A 25,434-nucleotide genomic window follows, 5' to 3' on the forward strand; every position below is an offset into this window, starting at 1 on the left:
TTGCTGTTATGGGTTTGAATCGAGCTTAGCCTTGTTCATTTTTTTACACAACACCCCCGTAAAAAATACAACACGGCCCGCTCAAGCCTGCGGGCGCCATCTCCTCCAAAGGGAAAAAAACGCCCCAAATTGCCTCAAAAAAGCCCCGCAGGTGCTTTTTTAGAGCAAAAAAGGCCCAGCTTGACTTCGGCATGCCGTTCGGGTTGACTGGGTTTAGAAGAGATCAATGATTGATATTTTTAACAACAAAGGTGTTGCATCATGTCGGTACCCCCGCGTGCCGTTCAGCTTAACGAAGCGAACGCGTTCCTTAAGGAACATCCTGAGGTTCTGTACGTTGACCTTCTGATTGCGGATATGAATGGTGTGGTGCGCGGCAAGCGCATTGAACGCACCAGCCTCCACAAGGTTTACGAGAAAGGCATCAACCTGCCGGCCTCTTTATTTGCCCTGGATATCAACGGCTCCACGGTGGAAAGCACCGGCCTGGGCCTGGACATCGGCGACGCTGACCGGATCTGTTATCCAATCCCTGACACCCTGTGCAACGAGCCCTGGCAGAAGCGCCCTACCGCGCAACTGCTAATGACCATGCACGAACTTGAAGGTGACCCTTTCTTCGCCGACCCTCGCGAAGTCCTGCGCCAGGTCGTGACCAAGTTCGATGAGCTGGGCCTGACCATCTGCGCGGCATTCGAACTGGAGTTCTACCTGATCGACCAGGAGAACGTGAATGGACGCCCACAACCGCCCCGCTCGCCGATCTCCGGCAAACGCCCGCACTCGACACAGGTCTACCTGATCGACGACCTCGACGAATACGTCGATTGCCTCCAGGACATTCTGGAGGGAGCCAAGGAGCAAGGCATTCCCGCCGATGCCATCGTCAAGGAAAGTGCCCCGGCGCAGTTCGAAGTGAACCTGCACCACGTGGCCGACCCGATCAAGGCCTGCGACTACGCGGTACTGCTCAAGCGCCTGATCAAGAACATCGCCTACGACCATGAAATGGACACTACCTTCATGGCCAAGCCGTATCCGGGCCAGGCGGGCAATGGCCTGCACGTCCACATTTCGATCCTGGATAAAGATGGCAAGAATATTTTTGCCAGCGAGGATCCCGAGCAGAACGCCGCACTGCGTCACGCGATCGGCGGTGTGCTCGAGACCCTGCCGGCGCAGATGGCTTTCCTCTGCCCGAACGTGAACTCCTACCGTCGTTTCGGCGCACAGTTCTACGTGCCGAACTCGCCGACCTGGGGCCTGGACAACCGCACCGTGGCCCTGCGCGTACCCACCGGCTCCGCCGATGCGGTGCGTCTGGAACACCGCGTGGCCGGCGCCGACGCCAACCCGTATCTGCTGATGGCCGCCGTACTGGCTGGCGTGCACCATGGCCTGGTCAACAAGATCGAGCCCGGTGCGCCGGTGGAAGGCAACAGCTACGAGCAGAACGAGCAAAGCCTGCCGAACAACCTGCGCGATGCCCTGCGCGAGCTGGACGACAGCGAAGTCATGGCCAAGTACATCGATCCGAAATACATCGATATCTTCGTGGCCTGCAAGGAAAGCGAGCTGGAGGAGTTCGAACACTCCATCTCCGACCTTGAGTACAACTGGTACCTGCATACCGTGTAAGCGGGTTGCAGTAAAAAAACGCCGCAGGCCTTCGAGGCTGCGGCGTTTTTTTATGCCTTGGGGTGGATGGCCGCCTTCGGCGGATCGCGAGCAGGCTCGCTCCCACAGGGAACTGTGGTGAGCATGATTAACTGACCACCAAAGATCCAATGTGGGAGCGAGCCTGCTCGCGATGACGGCCTTGAAGACAACACTGAACCCGGCTCGTACAATGCCCGGCAGCCCCGCAGGAGACACCGATGACGCGCACCGCCACCCCTCGCAAGCCTCGCGCCCGCAGCCAGGCCCGGATCGACTCGATTCTCGATGCCGCCCGCACGCTGCTCGCTGCCGAAGGCGTGGCCAGCCTGTCGATCTACAGCGTCGCCGAACGCGCCGGGATCCCGCCCTCCTCGGTGTATCACTTCTTCGCCAGCGTCCCGGCCCTGCTGCAAGGGCTGACCGCCGACGTCCACGCGGCCTTTCGCGCCTGCCTGCAAGTGCCGATCGATCATGCGCAACTGAACCACTGGCACGACCTGTCGCGGCAGGTGGAGCAGCGCATGCTGACCATCTACAGCCAGGACGCCGCCGCCCGCCAACTGATCCTGGCCCAACATGGCCTGACTGAAGTCATCCAGGCCGACCGTCAGCACGATCTCGAACTCGGCGAATTGTTGCACAAGCTCTTCGCTCGCCATTTCGAACTGCCGGCACTGCCCCATGACGTTGATGTGTTCGCCCTGGCCATGGAACTGGGCGACCGCGTGTACGCGCGCTCGGTGCAGCAACACGGCCAGATCACCCCGCGCATGGCCGAAGAAGGCATGCGGGTGTTCGATGCTTACCTGGGGTTGTATCTGCCGCCGTATTTGCCCAAGCGCTCTGATTGATCGAACGCGGAGCATCCGCAGAGGCGTTAGCACGCAGAGCGTGGGAACGATAAGCCCCGAAGGGCTCATGCCGTCCGGGGCTGTGGGTGAAACATCGCTCACAACTTGGCGATAGACACCTCCGTGGATTTGACGAAGGCGATCACTTCGCTGCCGATCGCCAGCTCCAGCTCCTTGACGGAACGAGTGGTGATGACCGAGGTGACAATACCCGAGGCAGTCTGTACGTCGATTTCCGACAGCACGTCGCCCTCGACGATTTCCTTGATGGTGCCTTTGAACTGGTTGCGTACGTTGATGGCTTTGATAGTCATGGTGTCGATTCCTGTCTGGATGAAGTTATTGCGCCCAACGCAGTTGCGTAGGCAAGGGTGAAATCGGTTCGGGCTCCGGCGGTTGGCCGGGCAAGGACAGCACGCGGTTGAGAACTTCGGTTTCCAGGCTCGCCAGCCGATGAGAGCCGCGAGCCCGTGGGCGTGGCAGGTCGATGGCCAAGTCGAGGCCGATCCGGCCGTCCTCGATCAGGATCACCCGGTCGGCGATGGCCACCGCCTCGCTGACGTCATGGGTCACCAGCAGCACGGTGAAGCCGTGTTGCTGCCACAGGCGCTCGATCAATTGCTGCATCTCAATCCGGGTCAGGGCGTCCAGCGCCCCCAAGGGTTCGTCGAGCAGCAACAGGCGTGGCTGATGAATCAGCGCGCGGGCCAGGGCCACCCGTTGTTTCTGTCCGCCAGACAGCGCCGCCGGCCACTCATGGGCGCGGTCGGCCAAGCCGACGGCTTCCAGTGCTTGCAACGCCTGCGGGCGCCAATTGCCCTTTAGGCCGAGGCCAACGTTGTCGATGATTTTTTTCCAGGGCAGCAAACGCGCCTCCTGGAACATCAACCGCGTGTCCCGTTGTGCGGCACTCAACGGTGCCGAACCCGCCAGCAATTGGCCGTCGGTGGGTTGATCGAGGCCAGCCAGCAAGCGCAGCAAAGTACTTTTGCCGCAGCCGCTGCGCCCGACCACTGCCACGAACTGCCCGGCCGGTATATGCAGGTCGATGTCACGCAGCACCTGGCGCGAACCGAAGCTTTTTTGCAATTTGCGCACGGCCAGCGGGATACCGCGCAGCAGGCGTGGAGGTTGTTGGGCGGTCATGCGGGACCTCCCTTGCTCACTTGATACGCCGGGTGCCAGCGCAGCCAGACCCGCTCAAGCCCGCGGGCGGCAAGGTCGGCCAGCTTGCCGAGCACGGCGTACAGAAGAATCGCCAGGACCACCACGTCGGTCTGCAGGAATTCCCGGGCATTCATCGCCAGATAACCGATGCCGGCACTGGCTGAAATGGTTTCCGCCACGATCAGCGTCAGCCACATGAAGCCCAACGCAAAACGCACGCCCACCAGGATCGAAGGCAAAGCGCCTGGCAGGATCACCTGGCGAAACAGGCTGAAGCCGGACAAGCCGTAGCTGCGCGACATTTCCACCAGCGCCGGATCGACGTTACGAATCCCGTGGTAGGTGTTGAGGTAGATGGGGAACAGCGTGCCCAGCGCCACCAGGAAAATTTTCGCTGACTCATCGATGCCGAACCACAGGATCACCAGCGGAATCAGCGCCAGGTGCGGCACGTTACGCACCATCTGCACCGAGCTGTCCAACAGTCGCTCGCCCCATGTCGACAAACCGGTGATGAAACCCAGGGTCAGGCCAATGCCGCCGCCGATCAGGAAGCCCACCGCTGCGCGCCAACCGCTGATGGCCAAGTGCGTCCAGATTTCGCCGCTGCGCACCAGGTTGATCCCGGCTTCGATGACGGCCACGGGGGCCGGCAGGATCCGCGTGGACAACCAGCCTGCCGATACCGACAGTTGCCACACCGCCAGCAACAGCAGCGGCACCGCCCAGGGCGCCAGGTTGTGGATAATTTTCTTCATGGCCGCCTCAGCTCTGGGACGCGGCTTTGGGAAGAATGTCGTTGGCGACCATTTCACCAAACGGGCTCACATAGCCCTGGCTCTTCGGCAACTCCGGGCGCTCCACGTCCAGGTGTGGGAACAGCAGTTCCGCCACGCGATAGGACTCTTCCAGGTGTGGATAACCGGAGAAGATAAAGGTGTCGATACCAAGGTCGGCGTACTCCTTGACCCGGGCCGCCACGGTCGGGCCATCGCCCACCAACGCCGTTCCGGCGCCGCCGCGCACCAGGCCGACACCGGCCCACAGGTTGGGGCTGACTTCCAACTTGTCGCGTCGGCCGCCATGCAACGCGGCCATACGTTGCTGGCCCACCGAATCGAAACGCGCCAGGGAGGCCTGCGCACGGGCAATGGTGTCGTCGTCCAGGTGGGAGATCAGCCGGTCGGCCGCTCGCCAGGCTTCGGCGTTGGTTTCACGCACGATCACATGCAGGCGGATGCCGAAGCGCACGGTACGGCCAAGCTTCGCGGCCTTGGCCCGCACTTGTTCGATTTTTTGCGCGACGGCTGCGGGCGACTCACCCCAGGTCAGCACCATTTCCACCTGTTCGGCCGCAAGATCCTGGGCAGCCTCCGACGAGCCGCCGAAATACAGCGGCGGACGCGGTTGCTGAATCGGCGGATAGAGCAGCTTGGCGCCCTTCACACTGATGTGCTCACCGTCATAATCCACGGTTTCGCCTTCCAGCACCCGGCGCCAGATGCGGGTGAATTCCACCGACGCCTGGTAGCGTTGCTCGTGGTCCAGGAACAGGCCGTCGCCAGCCAGTTCGTCCGGGTCGCCGCCGGTCACCAGGTTGAACAGCGCACGTCCACCGGACAACCGGTCGAGCGTCGCGGCCTGGCGCGCCGCCACCGTCGGGGAAATGATCCCGGGGCGCAGGGCGACGAGGAACTTCAGGCGCTGGGTCACCGGAATCAACGAAGCGGCCACCAGCCAGGAGTCCTCGCAGGAACGTCCGGTAGGAATCAGCACACCGCCGAAACCCAGTCGATCCGCCGCCTGGGCTACCTGCTGCAGGTAGCCGTGATCAACGGCGCGGGCGCCTTCAGCAGTGCCAAGGTAATGGCCATCGCCGTGGGTGGGCAGGAACCAGAAAATATTGAGGCTCATGGAGTGGTCTCCTAAGGGATCGAATTACTGCGCTTTCGCAACGGCCGCCGGCGGCGTCCAGATCACGTCCTTGATGCTCAAGGGTTTGGGGATCAATTTGAGCTGGTAGAAGCGGTCAGCGATTTTCTGCTGCGCCGCCACCACGTCCGGCGTGAGGAACAACGCCCCGTAGCCTTGGCGTTTCACCGCCGTCAGGGTGATGTCCGCCGGCAGGCCGAGCAGCGGCGCTACCTGCTGGGTCACCTCTTCAGGGTTGGCCTTGGACCACTCCCCCACCGCGCGCACTTCTTCCACCAGCGTCGTGATGACCTGGGGATTTTTTTGCGCATAGGGTTTGGTGGCGAGGTAGAACTGGTGGTTATCGACGATGCCTTTGCCGTCACGCAGGGTGCGTGCCTGCAACTGTTGCTCAGCGGCCGCCTGATACGGATCCCAGATCACCCAGGCGTCCACGCTGCCACGTTCGAACGCCGCACGGGCATCGGCCGGTGGTAGGAAAACGGTCTGGATATCGGCGTACTTGAGGCCTGCATCTTCGAGTGCCCGGACCAGCAGGTAGTGGACGTTGGAGCCTTTGTTCAGCGCGACTTTCTTGCCCTTGAGGTCCTGCACCGACTGGATGGGCGAGCCCTTGGGCACCAGGATCGCCTCGCTGTCAGGCGCGGGCGGCTCGTAAGCCACATAAAGCAGGTCAGCGCCGGCCGCCTGGGCGAATACCGGAGGGGTTTCGCCGGTCACACCAAAATCGATGGAGCCGACGTTCAAGCCTTCAAGCAGTTGGGGGCCACCGGGAAACTCGGTCCATTGCACGTCCACGCCCTGGGCGGCGAGGCGCTTTTCCAAAGTACCCTTGGCCTTGAGCAGCACCAACGTGCCGTATTTTTGGTAACCGATCCGAAGGGTCTCGGCTTGAGCCTGGGTGATGGCGCCGAAGGACACAGCCGCAGCAAACAGAGCGACCAGCCCGCGACGCAAAATGACAGTGCGCATGGCGCCTCTCCTTTTGCTGTGGGGTTTTGGCTGCACCTGCTTGGCCGTTGGCGGCTGAGTAAGGTGGAGTTGAATCAGTGATGTATCGGGTCAGATGCTCCAGCGAGCACTCAATAGGCGTTCATTCAATACGCTGGGGTCCAGCGGCTTTGGCCGGCGAGCCATGGCGCTGTAGAACTGCTCCAGCGCTTCGCTCAGGCGCGCTTGCAGGGCCGGGGCCAACTGCGCCTGGGCACTGCCTTCGCCATAAGCGATCTGGCTGTCTTCGGCGAAAATCCCATGGAGCATTTCCTGGGCCTTGAGCGCCGACAGCACCGGCTTGAGGGCGTAATCCACCGCCAGCATATGGGCGATGCTGCCGCCCGTGGCCATGGGCAATACCACCTTATGGGCCAGGGCACGTTCCGGCAGAAGGTCCAGCACTGTCTTCAAAGCACCGGAAAAAGACGCCTTGTAGACCGGCGTGGCGATCAACAGCCCGTCGGCGTTTTCGATCTGGGCGAGCAGGTCCACCACCTTGGGGCTGCCGAAGCGGGCATGGAGCAAATCCTCGGCGGGAAAATCCCGCACCTGATAGCTCACCACTTCCACCCCCTGTTGTTGCAACCAACGTTGTGAGCGCTCCAGCAGCACTCCTGAACGGGAGCGCTGGCTAGGACTGCCGCCGAGCGAGACAACCAACATACCAACCATTCCTTAACTGTCACGTGCGATGCGCAGTGGGCGATCTCGCGGGATGGAGCAAACCATAACAGCCGGTTTATATATCCTTAAATCATATTTTTTCATTTGTTTATTCGATAAAGAGATATAAACATCAGGACGTAAAAAAGGCCGTCGGAACGGCCAAAACCCTTAGTGCACAGAGATCCTCTTTGTGGGAGCGAGCCTGCTCGCGATGGCGGCCGGCGGCGATGTCGACTGATAGACCACTATCGCGAGCAGGCTCGCTCCCACAGGTTCAGGTTTTGCGTCAGCGATTGGGCTGCGGAGTGAGGCGCAGGTAAGGTTTTACCGCGCGGTAACCCTTGGGAAAGCGCTGTTTGATTTCGTCCTCATCCTTGAGCGACGGCACGATCACCACTTCATCGCCGTCCTGCCAGTTGGCCGGTGTGGCCACCTTGTAGTTGTCGGTCAGTTGCAATGAGTCGATCACCCGCAGGATCTCGTTGAAATTGCGCCCGGTGCTGGCCGGATACGTGATAGTCAGGCGGATTTTCTTGTTCGGATCGATCACGAACAGGGAGCGCACGGTCAGCGTGTCACTGGCGTTGGGGTGGATCAGGTCATACAGGTCTGACACCTTGCGGTCGGCGTCGGCCAGGATCGGGAAATTGACCACCGCATTCTGAGTTTCGTTGATGTCCTCGATCCACTTATGGTGCGAGTCCACCGGGTCTACCGAGAGAGCAATGGCCTTGACTCCACGTTTGGCGAACTCGTCCTTGAGCTTGGCGGTCAGGCCCAGTTCGGTGGTGCACACCGGTGTGAAATCCGCCGGATGGGAAAACAGCACTCCCCAGCTATCGCCGAGCCACTCGTGGAAGCGAATCTTGCCGGCGCTGGAATCCTGTTCGAAATCGGGGGCGATGTCGCCGAGTCTGAGGCTCATGGTGCGGCTCCTGATGGTTTTTGTGAGTCCAAACTGTGCACCGGTTTTGATTGCTTTAAAAAGAATCAATATCCATTTATCTAGATCAATAGCGAATATAAAAAACTGTTCACTGGCGGCTTCGGGCCTAGCCGCTCATGATTATTTCCGAGGTTTCGAGAAGGCCTCGAGTTGCTGAAAGAGGAGAAGGTTCGGAGAAGGCTACAGGGGTGGGCCTGATCCGAAGACGCAAAAGCCCCGCCCGGCGTGCTGCCGGGCGGGGCTTCTTTACTTCGCTACGTCTTACATGAAGTTGTAAGTGTAGTTGAAGATCACGCGAGTCTGATCCTGATCATCGCCAACACCGCTGCTGCGGTAGGAGCCGTGACGCACGGTGGTACCGAAGCCTTTCAACGCACCCTGCTGGATGACGTAATCCACACGCATGTCGCGTTCCCACTCGGAGTAATCGCTTGAGCCGCTGACGGTTTTAACGTCATCACCACGCAGGTAGGAAACCGAGGCTTTCAGGCCTGGAACGCCCAAGGAAGCGAAGTCGTAGGAGTATTGGCCGAAGGTGGTATTTTCACCGGCACGGACAAACCCGTTGATCATGCTGTCGGTGAACAGGTAGAAGCTCGCACCACCGGCACCTTCGGGGCGACCGTTGCCATCAACTACGTTGCCCTGGTTCAGGTAGACAAAACCACCGTCATCGCCGACTTGCTGGTGACCCAACAGGAAGGCACTGCCGCCGAGGGTGTAAGTGAACATCGCGCTCCAGGTCTTGTTATCGACCTCGCCCGGGTTCTTGGCATAGCCACTGTTGTTGTTGAAGCGATAGCCCGCGTCGCCGTTACGGCCATCCGAGCTGCTGTCGAAATAGCGCAGGTCGGTCTTGAAGGATTGCCCCTCGCTGATCGGGAAAACGTGTACCGCGCCCAGGAAGTGCTGCTTGTAGTAATCCTGCAGGTTGGCGTAGTAGTACTGCAGGGTCAGGTCTTTGGTGACCTTCCAGTCAGCACCGGCGTAACGGAACTGGTTGCTTTCCTCGGTACCGCCCGCCACTGCCAGACCAGTGCTGTTGCTCGATGCACGACCTGTGGCGTGTTCCAACTGACCAGCGTTGAAAGTAACGTTGTCGATTTCCTTGGAGGTGATGGTGCCACCTTCAAAGGTCTGTGGCAGCAGACGGCTGTCGTTGGCAACCAGGATCGGCAGGTTTGGTGCCAGGGCGCCACCCACGTGAGCTTCGGTTTTGGAGAAAAGTGCCTTTACGTTGCCGGACAAACGGCTCCACTCATGCACAGCCGAACCATCAGTATCGGCTGGCATATAGGAGCCGGCGTTACGACCCCTCCCCCCATCGAGACGAATACCAACCAGCGCCTGAGCGTCGATGCCGAAACCAACCACACCTTGCGTGAAGCCAGATTTGTAGTCGAATTTGAGGCCGGTGCCCGTTTCGCGCAGATCTTCAGTGCCCGTTTCACGGTTATCGTTATTGAAATACAACGTACGAGAACTGACAGACGCCTTGCTGTCCTCGATAAAACCCGCGGCGCCTGCCTGCTGCGCCAGAACCCCAACGGCCACAGCCAGGGCCAAGGTGGACTTGTTCATGCTTCGCTCCTCTCGTTTTCTAATTCTTGTGTGTCTTTGGTTCCGGATCGAACGCCCGGAATCCGCGGATGCGTGATTAGCGCCAGACCGTGACTGGCAAGTCAATCGTAAGCATTTGTGATTACGACCATCGTCTAACCCCGCGACATCGGCCCGCAGAATAATGGTTTGTTTATAAATCTAAAAAGAATTGTTTCATAAGTTTTCAGCTCATTTGGAAATATCACCGCCATCAAAGCGTCATCCAACGGTGACATGGCATATCGGCCAGTCTGTGAATTACTGAATGTTTTTATTGATAGCGGTCCTGCACTGTGGCGATCCTGGAAACGCGGCGGGGCTCCCAAGCACTCCAAATGCAGCACTCATGGACAAAACAGCGTAGCTGCGATCTTGATGGATTCCAGCCGGACGGATCATTGTCTGGAATCAAGAAGGTCGCAGCTACGCGGTTCACTCCGATGTGCGGCTCACCCCTGGCAGGACGCCTAGAGGGCTTTTTCGAAGATTTTCGAGTTGCGCTGATAGTTGTACAGCGATGCCCGCGCCGCTGGCAGGCGCTCGACACTGCTGGGCTCAAAGCCCCGCTCGCGGAACCAATGGGCCGTACGGGTGGTGAGTACGAACAGCGTCTTGAGCCCTTTGGCCCGAGCCCGGGTTTCGATCCGCTCCAGCAGCTCATCGCCACGACCGCCGTGGCGGTATTCCGGATTCACCGCCAGGCACGCCAGCTCCCCGGCATCCGAATCGGCGATCTGATAAAGCGCCGCGCAGGCGATGATCATGCCTTCGCGTTCGACCACGCTGAACTGCTCAATCTCACGCTCCAGCACTTCGCGGGAACGGCGCACCAGAATCCCCTGTTCTTCCAGCGGGCTGATCAGGTCCAGCAAACCGCCGACATCCTCGATGGCCGCTTCGCGCACCACCTCGAATTGTTCCTGGGCCACCAGCGTACCGCTGCCATCGCGGGTAAACAGTTCGGCCAGCAACGCACCGTCTTCGACGTAGCTGACGATATGACTGCGCGCCACACCGCCGCGACAGGCCTGGGCCGCCGCATCCAGCAGCTCGGCCTGATAGTCGCTGCCCAGCCGTTGCATGTGGGCCGGGACCTGTTGCGGGCGCAACTCGCGCACCAAACGACCGTCTTCGCCGATCAGCCCCTGCTCGGCACCGAACAGCAGCAGTTTGTCGGCTGCCAGGTCGATGGCCGCCCGGGTCGCGACGTCTTCGCAAGCGAGGTTGAAAATCTCCCCGGTCGGTGAATAGCCCAATGGTGACAGCAGGACGATGGAGCGTTCGTCCAGCAGGCGATTGATGCCCTTGCGATCGACCCGACGGACTTCGCCGGTGTGGTGATAATCCACGCCTTCCAGTACGCCGATGGGCCGTGCCGTCACCAGGTTGCCGCTGGCGACCCGCAGGCGCGAACCCTGCATCGGCGAGGACGCCATGTCCATCGACAGGCGCGCTTCAATGGCGATGCGCAGCTGGCCGACAGCGTCGATCACGCATTCCAGAGTTGCAGCGTCGGTGATGCGCATACCGTGGTGGTAATGGGGCGTCAGGCCCCGCGCGGCGAGGCGGGTTTCGATCTGTGGACGCGAACCATGAACCAGCACCAGGCGCACGCCAAGGCTGTGCAGCAGCACCAGGTCATGGACGATGTTGCCGAAGTTCGGATGTTCCACACCATCGCCGGGCAGCATGACGATGAAGGTGCAATCGCGGTGGGCGTTGATGTAGGGCGAAGCGTGACGAAGCCAATTGACGTATTCGGGCATGAACCTGGGCCTGTAAATAAATAGCAGCCGAAAAAAGACGAAACGGAACGCACAGCGGGCTGATGGTTATCGTCGGAACAGGCTTGGCGACACGCGCGCTCTCCTCATGAATACGGGCCCGGATGTGGGCAATTTAGCCGGCCGTGGCCGGTGTCAGGCAGTAATGTTCGATCAGTTGCCGCAATAGCTGCACGGTAGGTTGCAAACGTGACATTTCAAGGTACTCGCCCGGTTGGTGGGCACAGGCGATATCGCCGGGGCCAAGTACCAGGGTTTCGCAGCCAAGACGCTGAAGATAAGGCGCTTCGGTGCCAAACGCCACTGCTTCGGCACGATGGCCGGTGAGTCGCTCGGCCACTCGCACCAGTTCGCAGTCTTCGGCCTGCTCGAAGGGGGGCACTTCGGGGAACAGCGGTGCGTAGTCGATCTTGACTTTATGACGCTCGGCGATGGGATTGAGCTTCTGCTGGATCGCAGCCCGCAAGACATTCGGGTCCATGCCGGGCAATGGCCGCAGATCGAACTCCATGGAGCACTGGCCGCAAATCCGGTTGGGGTTGTCGCCGCCGTGGATGCAGCCGAAATTCAGGGTTGGCTGTGGCACGGTGAATTGCGGGTTACGAAATTCGCGCTGCCATTGCAGGCGCAGGCCACGCAACTCGCCCATAGCGTCGTGCATCGCTTCAAGGGCGCTGTGACCCAGGCTCGGGTCGGAGGAATGACCACTGCGCCCGAGAATGTCGATGCGCTCCATCATGATGCCTTTGTGCATCCGAATCGGCTTGAGGCCGGTCGGCTCGCCGATCACCGCCGCACGCCCCAACGGTCTTCCGGCATCGGCCAGGGCACGGGCGCCGGCCATGGAGCTTTCTTCGTCGCAAGTGGCCAGGATCAGCAAGGGCTGCTTGAACGGTTGCTCCAGCAAGGGCTTGACCGCTTCGATGGCGAGGGCGAAAAAACCCTTCATGTCGCAACTGCCCAGGCCAACCCAACGGCCATCGACCTCGGTGAGCTTCAGCGGATCGGTCTGCCACAACTGGCCGTCGAACGGCACCGTGTCGCTGTGCCCAGCCAGTACCAGGCCTCCGGGACCGCTGCCGAAACTGGCCAGCAAATTGAACTTGCCGGGGCTGACCTGCTGGATATCGCAGGAGAACCCCAGATCGGCGAGCCAACCCGCCAGCAGCTCGATCACGGCACTGTTGGACTGGTCCAGCCCAGGTTGGGTACAACTGACCGAAGGCGCGGCGATCAGGGCAGCGAACTGATCTTTCAGGGTGGGCAAAGGCATCGCTGGCTCCGGACTTACAAATTGATGTCCATCATAGAACCATCTTGCGCGAGTGTCCTGTCTCACCAAAAAGGAACAGTATTGGTGAGACAGGACACTCCCATAAACCGCCGCGGCGCGTAGAACGGATGAGTCCTGTACACTGCACGGCCTTGGCAGCCACACCTTCCCCCGGCTGCGCACCCGATCCCTGGATTTTCCGGCCATGCAGAAAGAAACCGAAATCAAACTCCGCGTCAGCCGCGAGACCCTGGCAGCCTTGCGCGAGCACCCATTGCTCAAGAAACGCAACAAAAGCGGCTGGGAACGCCACGAACTGATGAACCAGTATTTCGACACGCCAGAGCGTGACCTGGCCGGGGCCAAGGTCGCCCTGCGCCTGCGTCGCGACGGCGAAGAGGTGATCCAGACCCTCAAGACTCGCGGCCAGAGCATCGCCGGCCTGTCCGAGCGCAACGAGTACGACTGGCACCTGCCCAAAGCCAAGCTCGACCTGAAGAAACTCGATGGCGAATGCTGGCCAGAGGCGTTGGCCGAACTGGACAAGAAAACCCTCAAGGCCATCTTCACCACCGATTTCGTGCGTGAACGCGCGGAAATCGCCTGGGGCCGCGGCAAAAGCAAAGTGGTCATCGAGGCCGCGCTGGACCTGGGCCACGTCGTGGTCGGCAAGCAGAAGGAAGAAATCTGCGAGCTGGAGCTGGAATTGCGCGAAGGTGAACCCGCTGCCCTGCTGGAACTGGCCGCCGAGCTGGCCGCGACCCTGCCCTTGATGCCGTGTGATATCAGCAAGGCCGAGCGTGGTTATCGCCTGCATGATGCGAACAGCTATGCCCTGAGCCTGCCGGCCCCGCAATTGACCGCCGAGATGCCACTCGATGATGCCTTTGCCGCGCTGAGCTGGCATTTGCTGGGCAGCAGCCAGCGTCTGGCCGAACAGTATCGTTTTAACGGCCACTGGCGCCTGCTGCAGGATTGGGTGGAAAACCTGGCCGAATTGCGCGCCCTGCTCAGCAGCCTCGGCCAGGCCGCACCACGCCAATCGACGCATGACTTGCGCGTCGCCCTGGACGCACTGCTGGAAGACTGGCGCCCGTTGGTCCAGGCCGGCCTGGATGACGAAGACGTGCGCAAGGCCGCGCCGGAACAGTTCCTTGAAGAGCTGCAAGACCCGCGCTGGGGCCAATTCTCCCTCAACACCTCACGCTGGCTGCTGGCCCGCAGCTGGGCTGCCGAGCGCAACACCCGCGGCAATCGCCAGGGTGCCGCCCAACTGGCTAGCTGGCTGCCGCGCCTGCTGGGCGAAGAGTCCTCGTCGCTGCAACTGCAACGCTATCAGCAACAGCCGGAAGACCTGGCCGAACAGCTGCCGCGCATTGAACGCATCCAGGCCTGGCTGCACCACGCTCGCCATGTGCTGGAAATCCCGGAAATGGACCGCCTCTACGGTGAGCTGAACAAACTGGCACAACTGGCCAACGAACCGATTACCGAAGAAGCCCTGGAGGCGCGCAAGCAACAGGCGATCGCGGTTTATCAGAATCGGGCCTGGAAGACTTTGCTGCGCCTGTAACATCGCCATCGCGAGCAGGCTCGCTCCCACAATGGATCTTCGGCGAACAGAGATCCCATGTGGGAGCGAGCCTGCTCGCGATGGGGGCCAGCACAAACACCGCAAAAACAAGCTCAGCGCACCACCGGCAAACTCGTCGTCGATTTGATCTCCGACAGCGCCACAATCGAGTTCACTTCCTGGATCCCCGGCACCATCGACAGCTTTTCGAAGAAGAAGCGTTCATACGCCTCGATGTCCGCCGTGACGATGCGCAGCAGGAAATCCACCGACCCCATCAGCACGTAGCATTCCAGCACCTCGGGAAAACCGCGAATGGCTTCGGTGAACTCGGTGAAGTTCGAACGTCCGTGCGCGTTGAGTTTGATTTCGGCGAATATCTGCGTGTTGAGGCCGATTTTCTTGCGATCGAGCAAGGTCACCTGACCGCGAATAATCCCCTCCTCCTTCATCCGTTGAATCCGCCGCCAGCAGGGTGATTGGGACAAGCCCACCTGTTCGGCGATCTGCGCGCTGGACAGCGAAGCATCCTCTTGCAACAGCGCCAGGATCCTGCGGTCGTAGCCGTCCAACTCTCCGTGCATAAATAAACCTCTTCTAGGCTGAATCCAGAATCATACGATTCACCGAATCTGAATAATCATTCATATTAGATAAGAAATACCCCGTCGCGCATGTAAACATTTCTCCACATCCCCGGAGACCGTCCATGCCCCCTCTCGAAGCCGTCACCCCCAACCGACCCGATGTCTGGCACGCCCAGAATCGCCATTGTCGCGCCCACTACCATCTGCGGGCCGAAGCCGAACCGGATCTGCTGTGCCGGGCGCTGAATCTATTTGCCCTGCAAGGCCTGACACCCCGGCAGGTCCACGTCGAACGCGACGACGATCTGCTGTCGATGGAGATCCTCATGGACGGGTTGAGCTGGCACCGTGCCCAAGTGCTCGCTGAAAAATTACGTAACCTGATCAGCGTGTGTTCCGTGGACCTGCAAGACGCTGACAGTGCGCGCCTTGAGCCGGCCCAGGCGGCAGGCTGAACGGCTGCCGGCAAGAATTCGAAACGCATTGGTCGGGTAGTGGCCCAACGGTCCATAGTGTCGGGACTATTCTTTTGCAGACCGAGCGAGGACGCCGAAGCGTCTGTATCGCGGCTTTGCTGCAATTGTCCAATAGGAACCCGCATGTCCACCAAACACGCCACTCAGGACCGCTGGCTGGACCTCAATGATCTGCTGCGCCAATTGGTCGCCCAGGGCTTCATCAGCCAGGACTGCGCCGAAACCGCACTCAATGCGCGCCGGCGCCATAGCGCCAGCGCCCAGCTGCACCCACTGGAGTTCATCGCCAACCAGCATCTGGACGATCTCAGCCGCCCCGGCAAGCGCCTGGACCTGGAAAGCCTGACCCTCTGGCTGTCGCAGCAGGCCGGCCAGCCCTACCTGCGCATCGACCCGCTGAAAATCAACGTGGCGGCCGTCACGCCGCTGATGTCCTACGCCTTTGCCCAGCGCCACAAGATTCTCGCGGTGGCTGTAGACCGCGACGCAGTCACGGTGGCCAGCGCCCAGCCTTACGTCAGCAGTTGGGAAGCGGACCTGACCCATGTACTCAAGCTGCCAATTCAGAGGGTCGTTGCCAACCCGGTGGATATCCAGCGCCTGAGCGTGGAGTTCTATCGCCTGGCCAAATCGGTCAGCGGTGCCACTACGGTCGATCAACAACCGAGCAATCTGAGCAACTTCGAACAACTGCTCAACCTGGGCGCCAGCGATCAGGAGCCGGACGCCAACGACGCCCATATCGTCAACATTGTCGACTGGCTGTTCCAATACGCCTTCCAGCAACGTGCCAGCGATATCCACATCGAACCGCGTCGCGAGCAGGGCACGGTGCGCTTTCGCATCGATGGGGTGCTGCACACCGTCTATCAGTTCCCGCCGCAGGTGACGATGGCGATCATCAGTCGCCTCAAGAGCCTGGGGCGGATGAACGTCGCGGAAAAGCGCAAGCCCCAGGACGGTCGGGTCAAGACCAAGACTCCGGACGGTGGCGAAGTGGAATTACGCCTGTCGACGCTGCCCACGGCGTTTGGCGAAAAAATGGTCATGCGGATCTTCGATCCCGAAGTACTGCTCAAGGACTTCGACCAGCTCGGCTTCTCCGCCGATGACCTGCGCCGCTGGCAAGACATGACCCGTCAGCCCAACGGCATCATCCTGGTGACCGGCCCCACCGGTTCGGGCAAGACCACCACCCTCTACACCACCCTCAAGAAGCTGGCGACGCCAGAGGTAAACCTTTGCACCATCGAGGACCCGATTGAAATGGTCGAGGCGTCCTTCAACCAGATGCAGGTGCAGCACAACATCGACCTGACCTTCGCCGCCGGGGTCCGGGCGCTGATGCGGCAAGACCCGGACATCATCATGATCGGCGAGATCCGCGATCTGGAAACCGCTGAAATGGCGATCCAGGCGGCGCTCACCGGACACCTCGTCCTCTCGACCCTGCACACCAACGATGCACCGAGCGCCATCAGTCGCTTGCTGGAGCTAGGCGTGCCCCATTACCTGATCAAGGCCACGGTGCTCGGCGTCATGGCCCAGCGCCTGGTACGCACGCTGTGCCCGCACTGCAAGGCTCCTCTGACCCTGGATGAAGACGATTGGCAGACCCTGACACGCCCCTGGCAGGCCCCGTTGCCGGCCAATGCCCAACAGGCCGTCGGCTGCCTGGAATGCCGTGACACCGGCTATCGCGGCCGCGCCGGGGTCTACGAAATCATGCAACTGACCGACAGCGTCAAAGGCTTGATTCACCCCGACACCGACCTGCTGGCGGTGCGTCGCCAGGCATTCAAGGAAGGGATGCGCAGCTTGCGGTTATCGGGCGCACAAAAAGTCGCCGCAGGGCTGACGACCGTTGAGGAGGTCCTGCGCGTGACCCCGCAGAGTGAGCAGAAGTAGCTGTGGGGAGAGGCTGTGGGAGCAAGGCTTGCCCGCGATGAAAATGACGCGGTCTCCCAGGGAAGCAAGGCGCCTGCATCGCGAGCAAGCTTTGCTCCCACTGAGTGATGACAATGGCCGTTTGCCCTACACTCAGGGCGCGCAAGTCATTTTCAATCAGAACAGGGAACAGTCATGCAGATCGGTAGCGTACTTTTACTTTTTATCGGCCTCGTGGTCGCCATTCTATTCATGGGCTTCAAGGTCGTGCCCCAGGGCTACCAATGGACTGTCGAACGGTTCGGCCGCTACACCAACACCCTCAAGCCCGGCTTGAACATCATCATCCCAGTGATGGATCGCATCGGCCGCAAGATCAATGTCATGGAAAGCGTACTGGACATCCCACCTCAGGAAGTCATTACCGCCGACAACGCCACGGTACAGATCGACGCAGTGTGCTTCTTCCAAGTGGTCAATACCGCCCAGGCTGCGTACGAGGTCAACAACCTCGAGCACGCGATCCGCAATCTGCTGCAAACCAATATCCGCACCGTGTTGGGGTCCATGGAGCTGGACGCGATGCTGAGCCAGCGTGATGGCATCAATGAAAAACTGCTGCGCACTGTCGATGAAGCTACAGCACCGTGGGGCATCAAGATCACCCGGATCGAGATCAAGGACATCAGCCCACCGGCCGACCTGATGGCCGCCATGTCAGGGCAGATGAAAGCCGAACGCATCAAGCGTGCCCAAATCCTGGAAGCCGAGGGCTTGCGAGCGTCGGCGATTCTCACCGCCGAGGGCAAGAAGCAGGCGCAGATCCTCGAGGCAGAGGGCAGCCGCCAGGCCGCGTTCCTGGAGTCCGAGGCCCGCGAGCGTCAAGCGCAAGCCGAAGCGCTGGCCACCCAGGTGGTATCCCAGGCAATCGCAGACGGCAACGTCCAGGCCGTGAACTACTTCGTCGCGCAAAAATACATTGATGCGCTGGGCCGCCTGGCGTCGGCCAACAACAGCAAAGTGATCCTGATGCCTCTGGAAGCCAGTCAGGTCATCGGAGCGGTTGGCGGCATCGGTGAGATCGTCAAGGCCACCTTCGACAGCAAGAAAGCCTGAGGCGCCAATATGTGGGTGTTCCTGCAACAACTATCGTACTGGGACTGGCTGGCGCTGGGCGTCATCCTGCTGATCCTCGAGGTGTTTGGCGCCGGCGGCTACCTGCTGTGGATCGGCATAGCCGCCGCCGCGGTCGGCGTGCTCACGTTCATCCTGCCGCAGATGCCGTGGGAAATGCAGTTCCTGTTGTTCGGCCTTTTCGCCATCGCGACAGCACTGTACTGGTGGCGACGCCAGCGCAGCGCAGTACGCCAAAGCGATCAACCGCTCCTGAACCTGCGCGGGCAGGAACTGATCGGCAAGGTCTTTCAGATTCATGAAGCGATTATCGATGGACGCGGCAAGATCAAGGTGGCGGACAGTGTCTGGCTGGCCAAGGGGCCCGAGTCGCCCGTGGGCACGCGGGTCAGGGTGGTGGCACAGGAAGGCGCGGTGCTGCTGGTAGAACGGGCTGACTGAGACGTCATGGAACTCAATCGAGGGGTTGGTTATCCAAAGTCATAGTTAACCCAGTGGAGTCACCTATCATGCGTCTCAAACTTGCTGTCGCGACCTTGGCCTTGCTTGCTCTTCCTGTCGGCTCGGCAATGGCCGACACGTTTTGGCGTAACGTCATCTCGTCCGGTGCAACCACCGGTTCCACCTACCTGACTTTCAAGGATAACAAGCTGATCGTCGCCGCTCAGGACGACGCCGGCAGCTTCGTTGCCAGCGACGGCGGTATCCGTGGTCCATACCTGGAAGCTGCGATGCAGAAAGTCCGTGCCGACAACCCGGGCTTGCAGGCCACCGACATGGAACTGGCCAACGCGATCCTGGCGAAAAACGCCGTCGCCCAGGACTGATTCCAGACCGATGGAAAATGCCGCTCGATTGAGCGGCATTTTTTTGCCTGGCAATTCTCTCCAAGGCACTTAAACCTGTGGGAGCGAGCCTGCTCGCGATAGCGGTGGATCAGTGGCAGCCATATTGACTGACCCACAGCTATCGCGAGCAGGCTCGCTCCCACAGGTTTGTTGCTTATTCGCCGATAGCGGCCTTGTAGCCTGCTGCATCAAGCAGCTTGTCCAGCTCGGCCTTGTCGCTTGGCTTGAGCTTGAAGATCCATGCACCGTAGGGATCGGAGTTCAGCAGTTCCGGTGAACCGCCCACGTCTTCGTTGATTGCGATCACTTCGCCACTGATCGGCGAGTAGATGTCGGAAGCGGCTTTTACCGACTCCACCACACCGGCCTGGTCACCCGCGGAATAAACCTTACCGACCTCGGTCAGTTCGACAAACACCACATCACCCAGAGCTTCCTGCGCATGATCGCTGATGCCCACGGTGACGGTACCGTCAGCTTCCAGGCGCGCCCACTCGTGGCTTTCGGCAAAATGCAAATCGGTAGGGATAAAACTCATACTCTGTGTCCTCAAGAGAAGTGTCAGCGGCCAGCGGCCCGCCGCAAAAGGTTAGATCAGGGTTTTGCCATGGCGGACGAAGGTCGGCTTGACCACTCGTACCGGGTACCACTTACCACGAATTTCTACCTCGGCACGATCGGCGGTGGCCATCGGAACGCGTGCCAAGGCAATTGACTTGCTAAGCGTAGGAGAAAAACTACCACTGGTGATCTCCCCTTCGCCAACATCGGCGATGCGGACCACCTGATGAGCGCGCAGAACGCCGCGTTCTTCCAGCACCAGGCCCACCAGTTTTTGCTGTACACCGCCGGCCAGCTCGGCTTCCAGAGCACTGCGCCCGATGAACTGACGGCTCGCCGGTTCCCAGGCGATGCTCCAGGCCATGTTCGAGGCCAGCGGAGAAACGTCCTGGTGGATGTCCTGGCCATACAGGTTCATGCCAGCTTCCAGGCGCAAGGTATCGCGAGCGCCAAGGCCGATGGGAGAAATGCCGGCGCCCACCAGATCATTGAAAAAACTTGGGGCTTCGTGGGCAGGCAGGACGATTTCCAGGCCATCTTCGCCAGTGTAGCCGGTACGGGCGATGAACCAGTCACCGTCGGCACGGCCTTCGAAAGGCTTGAGTTGCTGGATCAGTTGGCCGCGCGATTGCGAAACCAGTTCGGCAATCTTGTGCCGGGCCTGGGGGCCCTGGATCGCCAGCATTGCCAGTTCGGGGCGTTCAAGCAGGTGCACATCGTATTCACCAAGCTGTGCCTGCATCCAGGCCAGGTCCTGATCGCGGGTCGAGGCGTTGAAGACCAGCCGATAGCCGTGCTCGACCCGATAAATGATCATGTCGTCGACGATGCCACCGCGCTCGTTAAGCATGGTGCTGTACAAGGCACGTCCCGTGTCCTGCAAGCGATCGACATCGTTGGCCAGCAAGCGCTGCAACCAGACCTTGGCCTGGGGACCGGCGACATCGATAACGGTCATGTGGGATACATCGAACACACCGCAGTCGCGACGCACCTGATGGTGCTCCTCAACCTGCGAGCCGTAATGCAAAGGCATATCCCAACCGCCAAAATCGACCATCTTCGCGCCGAGGGCGAGATGAAGGTCATACAGAGGCGTACGCTGTCCCATGGGTGTCTCCTTCCGGGATTGGCGAAGGTGCGGACGAGCACTGCACAGCGTGAACGCCAAAAACGTTTTCAGACGCTATCAGTTGCCCGGTCCGACAGACGGACCGCACCGAATGCCGCGCATTGTAGCCGCATGATGTAGGACTGACACCTAGCTGTTTCGATGGGCCGAGCGTCGTATCAATCCGATGACCGGCAACAACCCCACCAGCACCAGGGTCAGCGCCGGTAACGCGGCCCGGGCCCACTCCCCTTCACTGGTCATTTCAAAGATCCGTACCGCCAGCGTGTCCCAGCCGAACGGGCGCATCAGCAGGGTCGCCGGCATTTCCTTGAGCACATCGACGAACACCAGCAACGCCGCACTCAAGGTGCCCGGCAACAGCAACGGCAGATACACTTTGAAAAACAGTCGCGGCCCACTGACCCCAAGGCTGCGTGCTGCTTCAGGCAAAGAAGGACGGATTCGCGCGAGGCTGCTTTCCAGTGGACCGTAGGCCACGGCCAAAAAGCGCACCAGATAGGCCAGCAGCAGGGCCGACAGGCTGCCCAACAGCAACGGTTTGCCGGCACCGCCAAGTAGCGTTGACAGGGGGATGACCAGTTCGCGGTCCAGATAGCTGAAGGCAAGCATGATCGATACCGCCAGCACCGAACCGGGCAAGGCGTAGCCCAGGTTCGCCAGGCCAACACCGGCGCGAATGGGACGGGTCGGCGCCAGACGCCGAGCGAAGGCCAACAGCAAGGCGACGCAAACGGTGACCAGTGCCGCCAGCCCACCCAGATAGAGGGTATGGACGATCAGCCCGGCATAACGCTCATCCAGATCGAACCGGCCACGCTGCCAGAACCACACCAGCAGTTGCAGCATCGGAATAACAAATGCGCAGGCAAACACCAGGGCGCACCAGCCGCTGGCCGCCACCGCCTTGAGACCGCGCAAGTGATAAAGCGCCTTGACCCGGGGGCGCTCGTTGCTCGCCCGCTGGGCGCCTCGGGCGCGGCGTTCGCCGTAAAGCACCAGCATCACCGCCAGCAGCAACAGGCTGGCCAGTTGCGCGGCGCTGGAGAGGCTGAAGAAGCCGTACCAGGTTTTATAGATGGCCGTGGTGAAGGTGTCGAAGTTGAACACCGACACCGCGCCGAAATCCGCCAGGGTTTCCATCAGCGCCAGCGCCACGCCGGCACCAATGGCCGGTCGGGCCACCGGCAACGCCACTCGCCAGAATGCCTGCCACGGCGACTGCCCGAGCACCCGGGCCGCTTCCATCAATCCCTTGCCTTGGGCCAGGAACGCACTTCGCGCCAGCAAATAAACGTAAGGGTAAAAGACCAGGACCAGCACCAGGATCACTCCGCCGGTGGAGCGTACCCGGGGCAGGCGCAGGTTGCTGCCGAACCATTCGCGCATCAATGTCTGCACCGGACCGGCAAAGTCCAGCAGGCCCACGAAGACAAACGCCAGCACGTAGGCCGGAATCGCAAACGGCAACATTAACGCCCAGTCGAGCCAGCGTCGCCCGGGGAACTCACACAGGCTGGTGAGCCAGGCAAGGCTGACGCCCAGCAACGTTACACCGACACCCACACCGACAATCAGCGTCAGGGTGTTGCCCAACAAGCGTGGCATCTGGGTATCCCACAGGTGGGACCAGATTTGCTGATCGATGTTTTGCCAGGACAGCAGCAGGACGCTCAAGGGCAACAGCACCAGCGCGGCGATAGCAAAAACCAGAGGGTACCAGCGGCGTTGGACGGCGTGGGTCAAGGGGGAATCTCGGGGCAGTCAGCAAACGCCTATTAAACCGCAAAAAAAAGATCGCAGCCTGCGCCACCTTCTACATTGGAACGCGATCCCCTGTAGAAGCTGTCGCAGGCTGCGATCTTGAGTGCTTTTTTAGTTCCAGCCAGCGCGATCCATCAAGCGGATGGCTTCGGCCTGGCGTTTACCCGCCACTTCAACCGGCAGGGTGTCAGCCTTGAACTTGCCCCAGGCGGCGACTTCCTTGGAAGGCTCCACGTTCGGATTGGCCGGGAACTCCTGGTTCACGTCGGCAAAGATGTTCTGGGCTTCGGGCGTGGTCATCCACTCCACCAGTTTCTTCGCGGCTTCCGGGTGCGGTGCGTACTTGGTCAGGCCGATGCCCGAGAGATTGATGTGCACGCCACGGTCGGCCTGGTTCGGCCAGAACAGCTTGACCTTCAGGTCCGGCTTCTGCTGGTGCAGGCGACCGAAGTAGTAAGTGTTGACGATACCGACGTCGCACTGCCCGGCATTGATGGCTTCAAGCAGTGCCGTGTCATCGGAGAACACATCGGTGGACAGGTTCTTGACCCAGCCCTTGATGATTTCTTCGGTTTTTTCCGCGCCGTGGGTTTCGATCAGGGTGGCGGTCAGGGACTGGTTGTAGACCTTCTTCGAAGTGCGCAGGCACAGGCGGCCTTCCCACTCTTTACCCGCCAGGGCTTCATAGGTGGTCAGTTCGCTCGGTTTGACCCGGTCGGTGGAGTAGACAATGGTCCGCGCCCGCAGGCTCAGGCCGGTCCAGGCGTGGGAAGACGCGCGGTATTGGGCCGGGATGTTGGCGTCGATCACCTTGGAAGTGAACGGTTGGAGAATCCCCATCTGCTCGGCCTGCCAGAGGTTGCCGGCATCGACGGTCAACAGCAGGTCGGCGGTGGCGTTTTCACCCTCGGCCTTGATCCGCTGCATCAATGGCGCTTCCTTGTCGGTGATGAACTTCACCGAGACGCCCGTCTTTTTGGTGTAGGCATCGAAAACCGGCTTGATCAGCTCATCGATACGCGAGGAGTAGACCACTACCTCATCGGCAGCCTGGGCGGCGGTAGCGCCGATCAGGGTCAAGGCGAGGACGGACAGCAGACGCTTGGGTGCCAACATGGGAGCGGTCTCTCGATTGTTATAAGTGCGCGAATGATAAGGACTCACATTTGCCTTCTCAATCGAACAGTGTCCAGACACGTTTCAAAATGTTGCAACTATGAGAGGTGCTGTGTTTTTGCGTCCGCCATCGCGGGCAAGCCGTGCTCCCACAAAAGCTCGTCCCACATTGCCCCTGTGGAAGCAAGAGCTTGTGGGAGCAAGGCTTGCCCGCGATAGGGCCATGAGCCCCAACCCATCTCTCAGACCTTGGCCAAATCCGGCAAATCCCCGGTCAACCCCAACGCCTCACGTACGAACAACGCCTTGGCCTCGGGCAGACCGTCCACCAGTTTCAGCCCGGTATTACGCAGCCAACGCACCGGCAACGGATCGGCCTGGAACAGCCGCTCAAACCCTTCCATCGCGGCCATCAGCGCCAGGTTATGGGGCATGCGTCGGCGTTCGTAGCGGCTCAGTACCTTCACGTCCGCCAGCCGTTCACCGCGCCCGGCCGCCTGCAACAGCACTTCGGCCAGGACGGCGGAATCCAGGAAACCCAGGTTCACCCCCTGTCCGGCCAGCGGATGGATGGTGTGGGCCGCATCGCCGATCAGCGCCAGCCCTTCGGCCACGTAGCGCTTGGCATGGCGCTGGCGCAGCGGTACGCACAAGCGCGAATCGGCGCTCAGCACCGTCCCCAGTTGCCCCTCGAAGGCCCGCTCCAGCTCGTTGCAGAAATCCGCTTCCTCAAGCGCCATCAACCGCTGAGCCTCGCCAGGGGTGGTGGACCAGACGATCGAGCACCAGTCGTGCAGGCCGTCGCGCTCCAGTGGCAGGAATGCCAAGGGACCGTTATCGGTGAAGCGCTGCCATGCGGTCATCCGATGAGGCCGGGCGCTGCGCACACTGGTTACGATGGCGTGGTGCAGGTAATCCCATTCCCGGGTGGCAACCCCCGTCAAGCGACGCACGGCGGAGTTCGCACCGTCGGCGGCGATCACCAGCGGTGCCCGCAGGGTGCGGCCATCGGCCAGGGTCAGCAACCAGTCATCGCCGGAGCGGCGCATCTGCTCAAGCCGCGCGTTGGCCAGCAGGCCCAGATCACAGTCATGCAGGCGGTCCAGCAGGGCATCCTGCACGACGCGGTTTTCGACGATGTGCCCCAGGACCTCGGCATGCAGGCTGGCCGCCGAGAAATGGATCTGCCCGGTGCCGCTGCCATCCCAGACGTGCATGTTGGTATAAGGACTGGCGCGCCGGGCGATAATGCCGTCCCAGACCCCAAGACGATCAAGGATCCGCTGGCTCGCCGCCGACAATGCACTGACCCGAGGTTCGAAGGCAGCCTGGGGATCGAAGGGTTTGACGCTCATCGGGCTACCGTCGAGCAACAGCACTTGCAGGCCACTACCCTGCAACGCCAGCGCCAGGGCGCTGCCGACCATTCCGGCGCCGACAATCAGCAGATCTGCACGCAATTCCATGCTTTAAGCCTGTTGTG

24 protein-coding genes are annotated in these 25,434 nt (G+C 60.8%); 8 read left to right on the forward strand and 16 right to left on the reverse strand.

The annotated features are described in order from the left end of the window. Positions 1–261: 261 nt before the first annotated feature. Both BW979_RS01735 and BW979_RS01740 read left to right on the forward strand, forming a co-directional pair. Positions 262–1,638 (forward strand): glutamine synthetase family protein, encoded by a 1,377-nt coding sequence (locus BW979_RS01735; protein ID WP_047226058.1) that lies wholly within the window; start codon positions 262–264, stop codon positions 1,636–1,638. 239 nt (positions 1,639–1,877) lie between these two features. Next, positions 1,878–2,510 carry a TetR/AcrR family transcriptional regulator gene (locus tag BW979_RS01740; protein ID WP_076383051.1) on the forward strand — a complete coding sequence of 211 codons (633 nt, stop codon included), beginning with the start codon at positions 1,878–1,880 and terminating at the stop codon, positions 2,508–2,510. Between the two features lie 98 nt (positions 2,511–2,608). Here the strand turns inward: BW979_RS01740 and BW979_RS01745 are convergent, their stop codons facing one another. The 10 genes from BW979_RS01745 to argE all read right to left on the reverse strand — a co-directional run bounded on the left by BW979_RS01745 (position 2,609) and on the right by argE (position 12,873). Further along, the gene (locus BW979_RS01745) at positions 2,609–2,824 is read right to left on the reverse strand and encodes a TOBE domain-containing protein (RefSeq protein ID WP_003177394.1); all 216 of its coding nucleotides are present in this window, start codon (positions 2,822–2,824) and stop codon (positions 2,609–2,611) included. 25 nt (positions 2,825–2,849) lie between these two features. After that, positions 2,850–3,656, reverse strand: a complete 807-nt coding sequence (gene ssuB, locus BW979_RS01750) for an aliphatic sulfonates ABC transporter ATP-binding protein (RefSeq protein ID WP_047226060.1) — start codon at positions 3,654–3,656, stop codon at positions 2,850–2,852. Then, positions 3,653–4,435: an aliphatic sulfonate ABC transporter permease SsuC gene (ssuC, locus tag BW979_RS01755; protein ID WP_047226061.1), complete on the reverse strand. Its 783-nt coding sequence runs from the start codon at positions 4,433–4,435 to the stop codon at positions 3,653–3,655. The genes ssuB and ssuC overlap by 4 nt, the downstream gene beginning before the upstream one ends. 7 nt (positions 4,436–4,442) lie before the next feature. Then, positions 4,443–5,591: an FMNH2-dependent alkanesulfonate monooxygenase gene (gene ssuD / locus BW979_RS01760; protein ID WP_047226062.1), complete on the reverse strand. Its 1,149-nt coding sequence runs from the start codon at positions 5,589–5,591 to the stop codon at positions 4,443–4,445. A gap of 24 nt (positions 5,592–5,615) precedes the next feature. Continuing rightward, positions 5,616–6,581, reverse strand: coding sequence for a sulfonate ABC transporter substrate-binding protein (locus tag BW979_RS01765; RefSeq protein ID WP_047226063.1), 966 nt, complete (start codon positions 6,579–6,581; stop codon positions 5,616–5,618). Positions 6,582–6,671: 90 nt separating this feature from the next. Further along, entirely contained in the window at positions 6,672–7,265 is a 594-nt protein-coding gene (gene ssuE, locus BW979_RS01770) for an NADPH-dependent FMN reductase (protein ID WP_047226064.1), read from the reverse strand. Positions 7,266–7,554: 289 nt separating this feature from the next. Further along, complete coding sequence (locus BW979_RS01775) at positions 7,555–8,193, reverse strand: peroxiredoxin (protein ID WP_047226065.1); 639 nt, start codon at positions 8,191–8,193, stop codon at positions 7,555–7,557. A 282-nt stretch (positions 8,194–8,475) separates the two neighbouring features. After that, positions 8,476–9,795 (reverse strand): OprD family outer membrane porin, encoded by a 1,320-nt coding sequence (locus tag BW979_RS01780; protein WP_047226066.1) that lies wholly within the window; start codon positions 9,793–9,795, stop codon positions 8,476–8,478. 488 nt (positions 9,796–10,283) lie between these two features. Continuing rightward, a complete protein-coding gene (gene argA / locus BW979_RS01785; RefSeq protein WP_047226067.1) occupies positions 10,284–11,582 on the reverse strand; it encodes an amino-acid N-acetyltransferase in 1,299 nt (432 codons plus the stop codon). Positions 11,583–11,715: 133 nt separating this feature from the next. After that, on the reverse strand, positions 11,716–12,873 hold the full coding sequence (gene argE, locus BW979_RS01790; RefSeq protein ID WP_047226068.1) for an acetylornithine deacetylase: 1,158 nt from the start codon (positions 12,871–12,873) through the stop codon (positions 11,716–11,718). Between the two features lie 205 nt (positions 12,874–13,078). Here argE and BW979_RS01795 point away from each other — a divergent pair, with 205 nt between their 5' ends. Continuing rightward, the gene (locus BW979_RS01795; RefSeq protein ID WP_076383052.1) at positions 13,079–14,446 is read left to right on the forward strand and encodes a CYTH domain-containing protein; all 1,368 of its coding nucleotides are present in this window, start codon (positions 13,079–13,081) and stop codon (positions 14,444–14,446) included. A gap of 113 nt (positions 14,447–14,559) precedes the next feature. Here BW979_RS01795 and BW979_RS01800 read toward each other — a convergent pair whose 3' ends face one another. Continuing rightward, positions 14,560–15,030: an Lrp/AsnC family transcriptional regulator gene (locus BW979_RS01800; protein WP_047226070.1), complete on the reverse strand. Its 471-nt coding sequence runs from the start codon at positions 15,028–15,030 to the stop codon at positions 14,560–14,562. A 125-nt stretch (positions 15,031–15,155) separates the two neighbouring features. Here BW979_RS01800 and BW979_RS01805 point away from each other — a divergent pair, with 125 nt between their 5' ends. The 5 genes from BW979_RS01805 to BW979_RS01825 all read left to right on the forward strand — a co-directional run bounded on the left by BW979_RS01805 (position 15,156) and on the right by BW979_RS01825 (position 19,357). Then, the gene (locus tag BW979_RS01805) at positions 15,156–15,488 is read left to right on the forward strand and encodes a hypothetical protein (protein ID WP_076383053.1); all 333 of its coding nucleotides are present in this window, start codon (positions 15,156–15,158) and stop codon (positions 15,486–15,488) included. Between the two features lie 144 nt (positions 15,489–15,632). Next, on the forward strand, positions 15,633–17,417 hold the full coding sequence (locus tag BW979_RS01810) for a GspE/PulE family protein (protein ID WP_047226072.1): 1,785 nt from the start codon (positions 15,633–15,635) through the stop codon (positions 17,415–17,417). Positions 17,418–17,591: 174 nt separating this feature from the next. Beyond that, entirely contained in the window at positions 17,592–18,512 is a 921-nt protein-coding gene (locus BW979_RS01815) for an SPFH domain-containing protein (RefSeq protein ID WP_047226073.1), read from the forward strand. Between the two features lie 9 nt (positions 18,513–18,521). Then, positions 18,522–18,971 carry an NfeD family protein gene (locus tag BW979_RS01820; RefSeq protein ID WP_047226074.1) on the forward strand — a complete coding sequence of 150 codons (450 nt, stop codon included), beginning with the start codon at positions 18,522–18,524 and terminating at the stop codon, positions 18,969–18,971. Between the two features lie 65 nt (positions 18,972–19,036). Then, positions 19,037–19,357 (forward strand): DUF2388 domain-containing protein, encoded by a 321-nt coding sequence (locus tag BW979_RS01825; RefSeq protein WP_171061308.1) that lies wholly within the window; start codon positions 19,037–19,039, stop codon positions 19,355–19,357. A gap of 175 nt (positions 19,358–19,532) precedes the next feature. Here the strand turns inward: BW979_RS01825 and gcvH are convergent, their stop codons facing one another. From gcvH to BW979_RS01850, 5 genes are all read right to left on the reverse strand, one after another. Then, entirely contained in the window at positions 19,533–19,916 is a 384-nt protein-coding gene (gcvH, locus tag BW979_RS01830; RefSeq protein WP_047226076.1) for a glycine cleavage system protein GcvH, read from the reverse strand. Positions 19,917–19,967: 51 nt separating this feature from the next. Next, a complete protein-coding gene (gene gcvT / locus BW979_RS01835) occupies positions 19,968–21,050 on the reverse strand; it encodes a glycine cleavage system aminomethyltransferase GcvT (protein ID WP_047226077.1) in 1,083 nt (360 codons plus the stop codon). A 150-nt stretch (positions 21,051–21,200) separates the two neighbouring features. Continuing rightward, positions 21,201–22,817 (reverse strand): ABC transporter permease, encoded by a 1,617-nt coding sequence (locus tag BW979_RS01840; protein WP_076383054.1) that lies wholly within the window; start codon positions 22,815–22,817, stop codon positions 21,201–21,203. A 129-nt stretch (positions 22,818–22,946) separates the two neighbouring features. Next, positions 22,947–23,951, reverse strand: coding sequence for an extracellular solute-binding protein (locus tag BW979_RS01845; RefSeq protein WP_076383055.1), 1,005 nt, complete (start codon positions 23,949–23,951; stop codon positions 22,947–22,949). Between the two features lie 242 nt (positions 23,952–24,193). Then, positions 24,194–25,411 (reverse strand): 2-octaprenyl-3-methyl-6-methoxy-1,4-benzoquinol hydroxylase, encoded by a 1,218-nt coding sequence (locus BW979_RS01850; RefSeq protein ID WP_172833809.1) that lies wholly within the window; start codon positions 25,409–25,411, stop codon positions 24,194–24,196. Between the last annotated feature and the right edge of the window lie 23 nt (positions 25,412–25,434).

The organism is Pseudomonas sp. A214 (assembly GCF_900156295.1).
GTDB classification, from domain to species: Bacteria; Pseudomonadota; Gammaproteobacteria; order Pseudomonadales; family Pseudomonadaceae; genus Aquipseudomonas; species Aquipseudomonas rhizophila.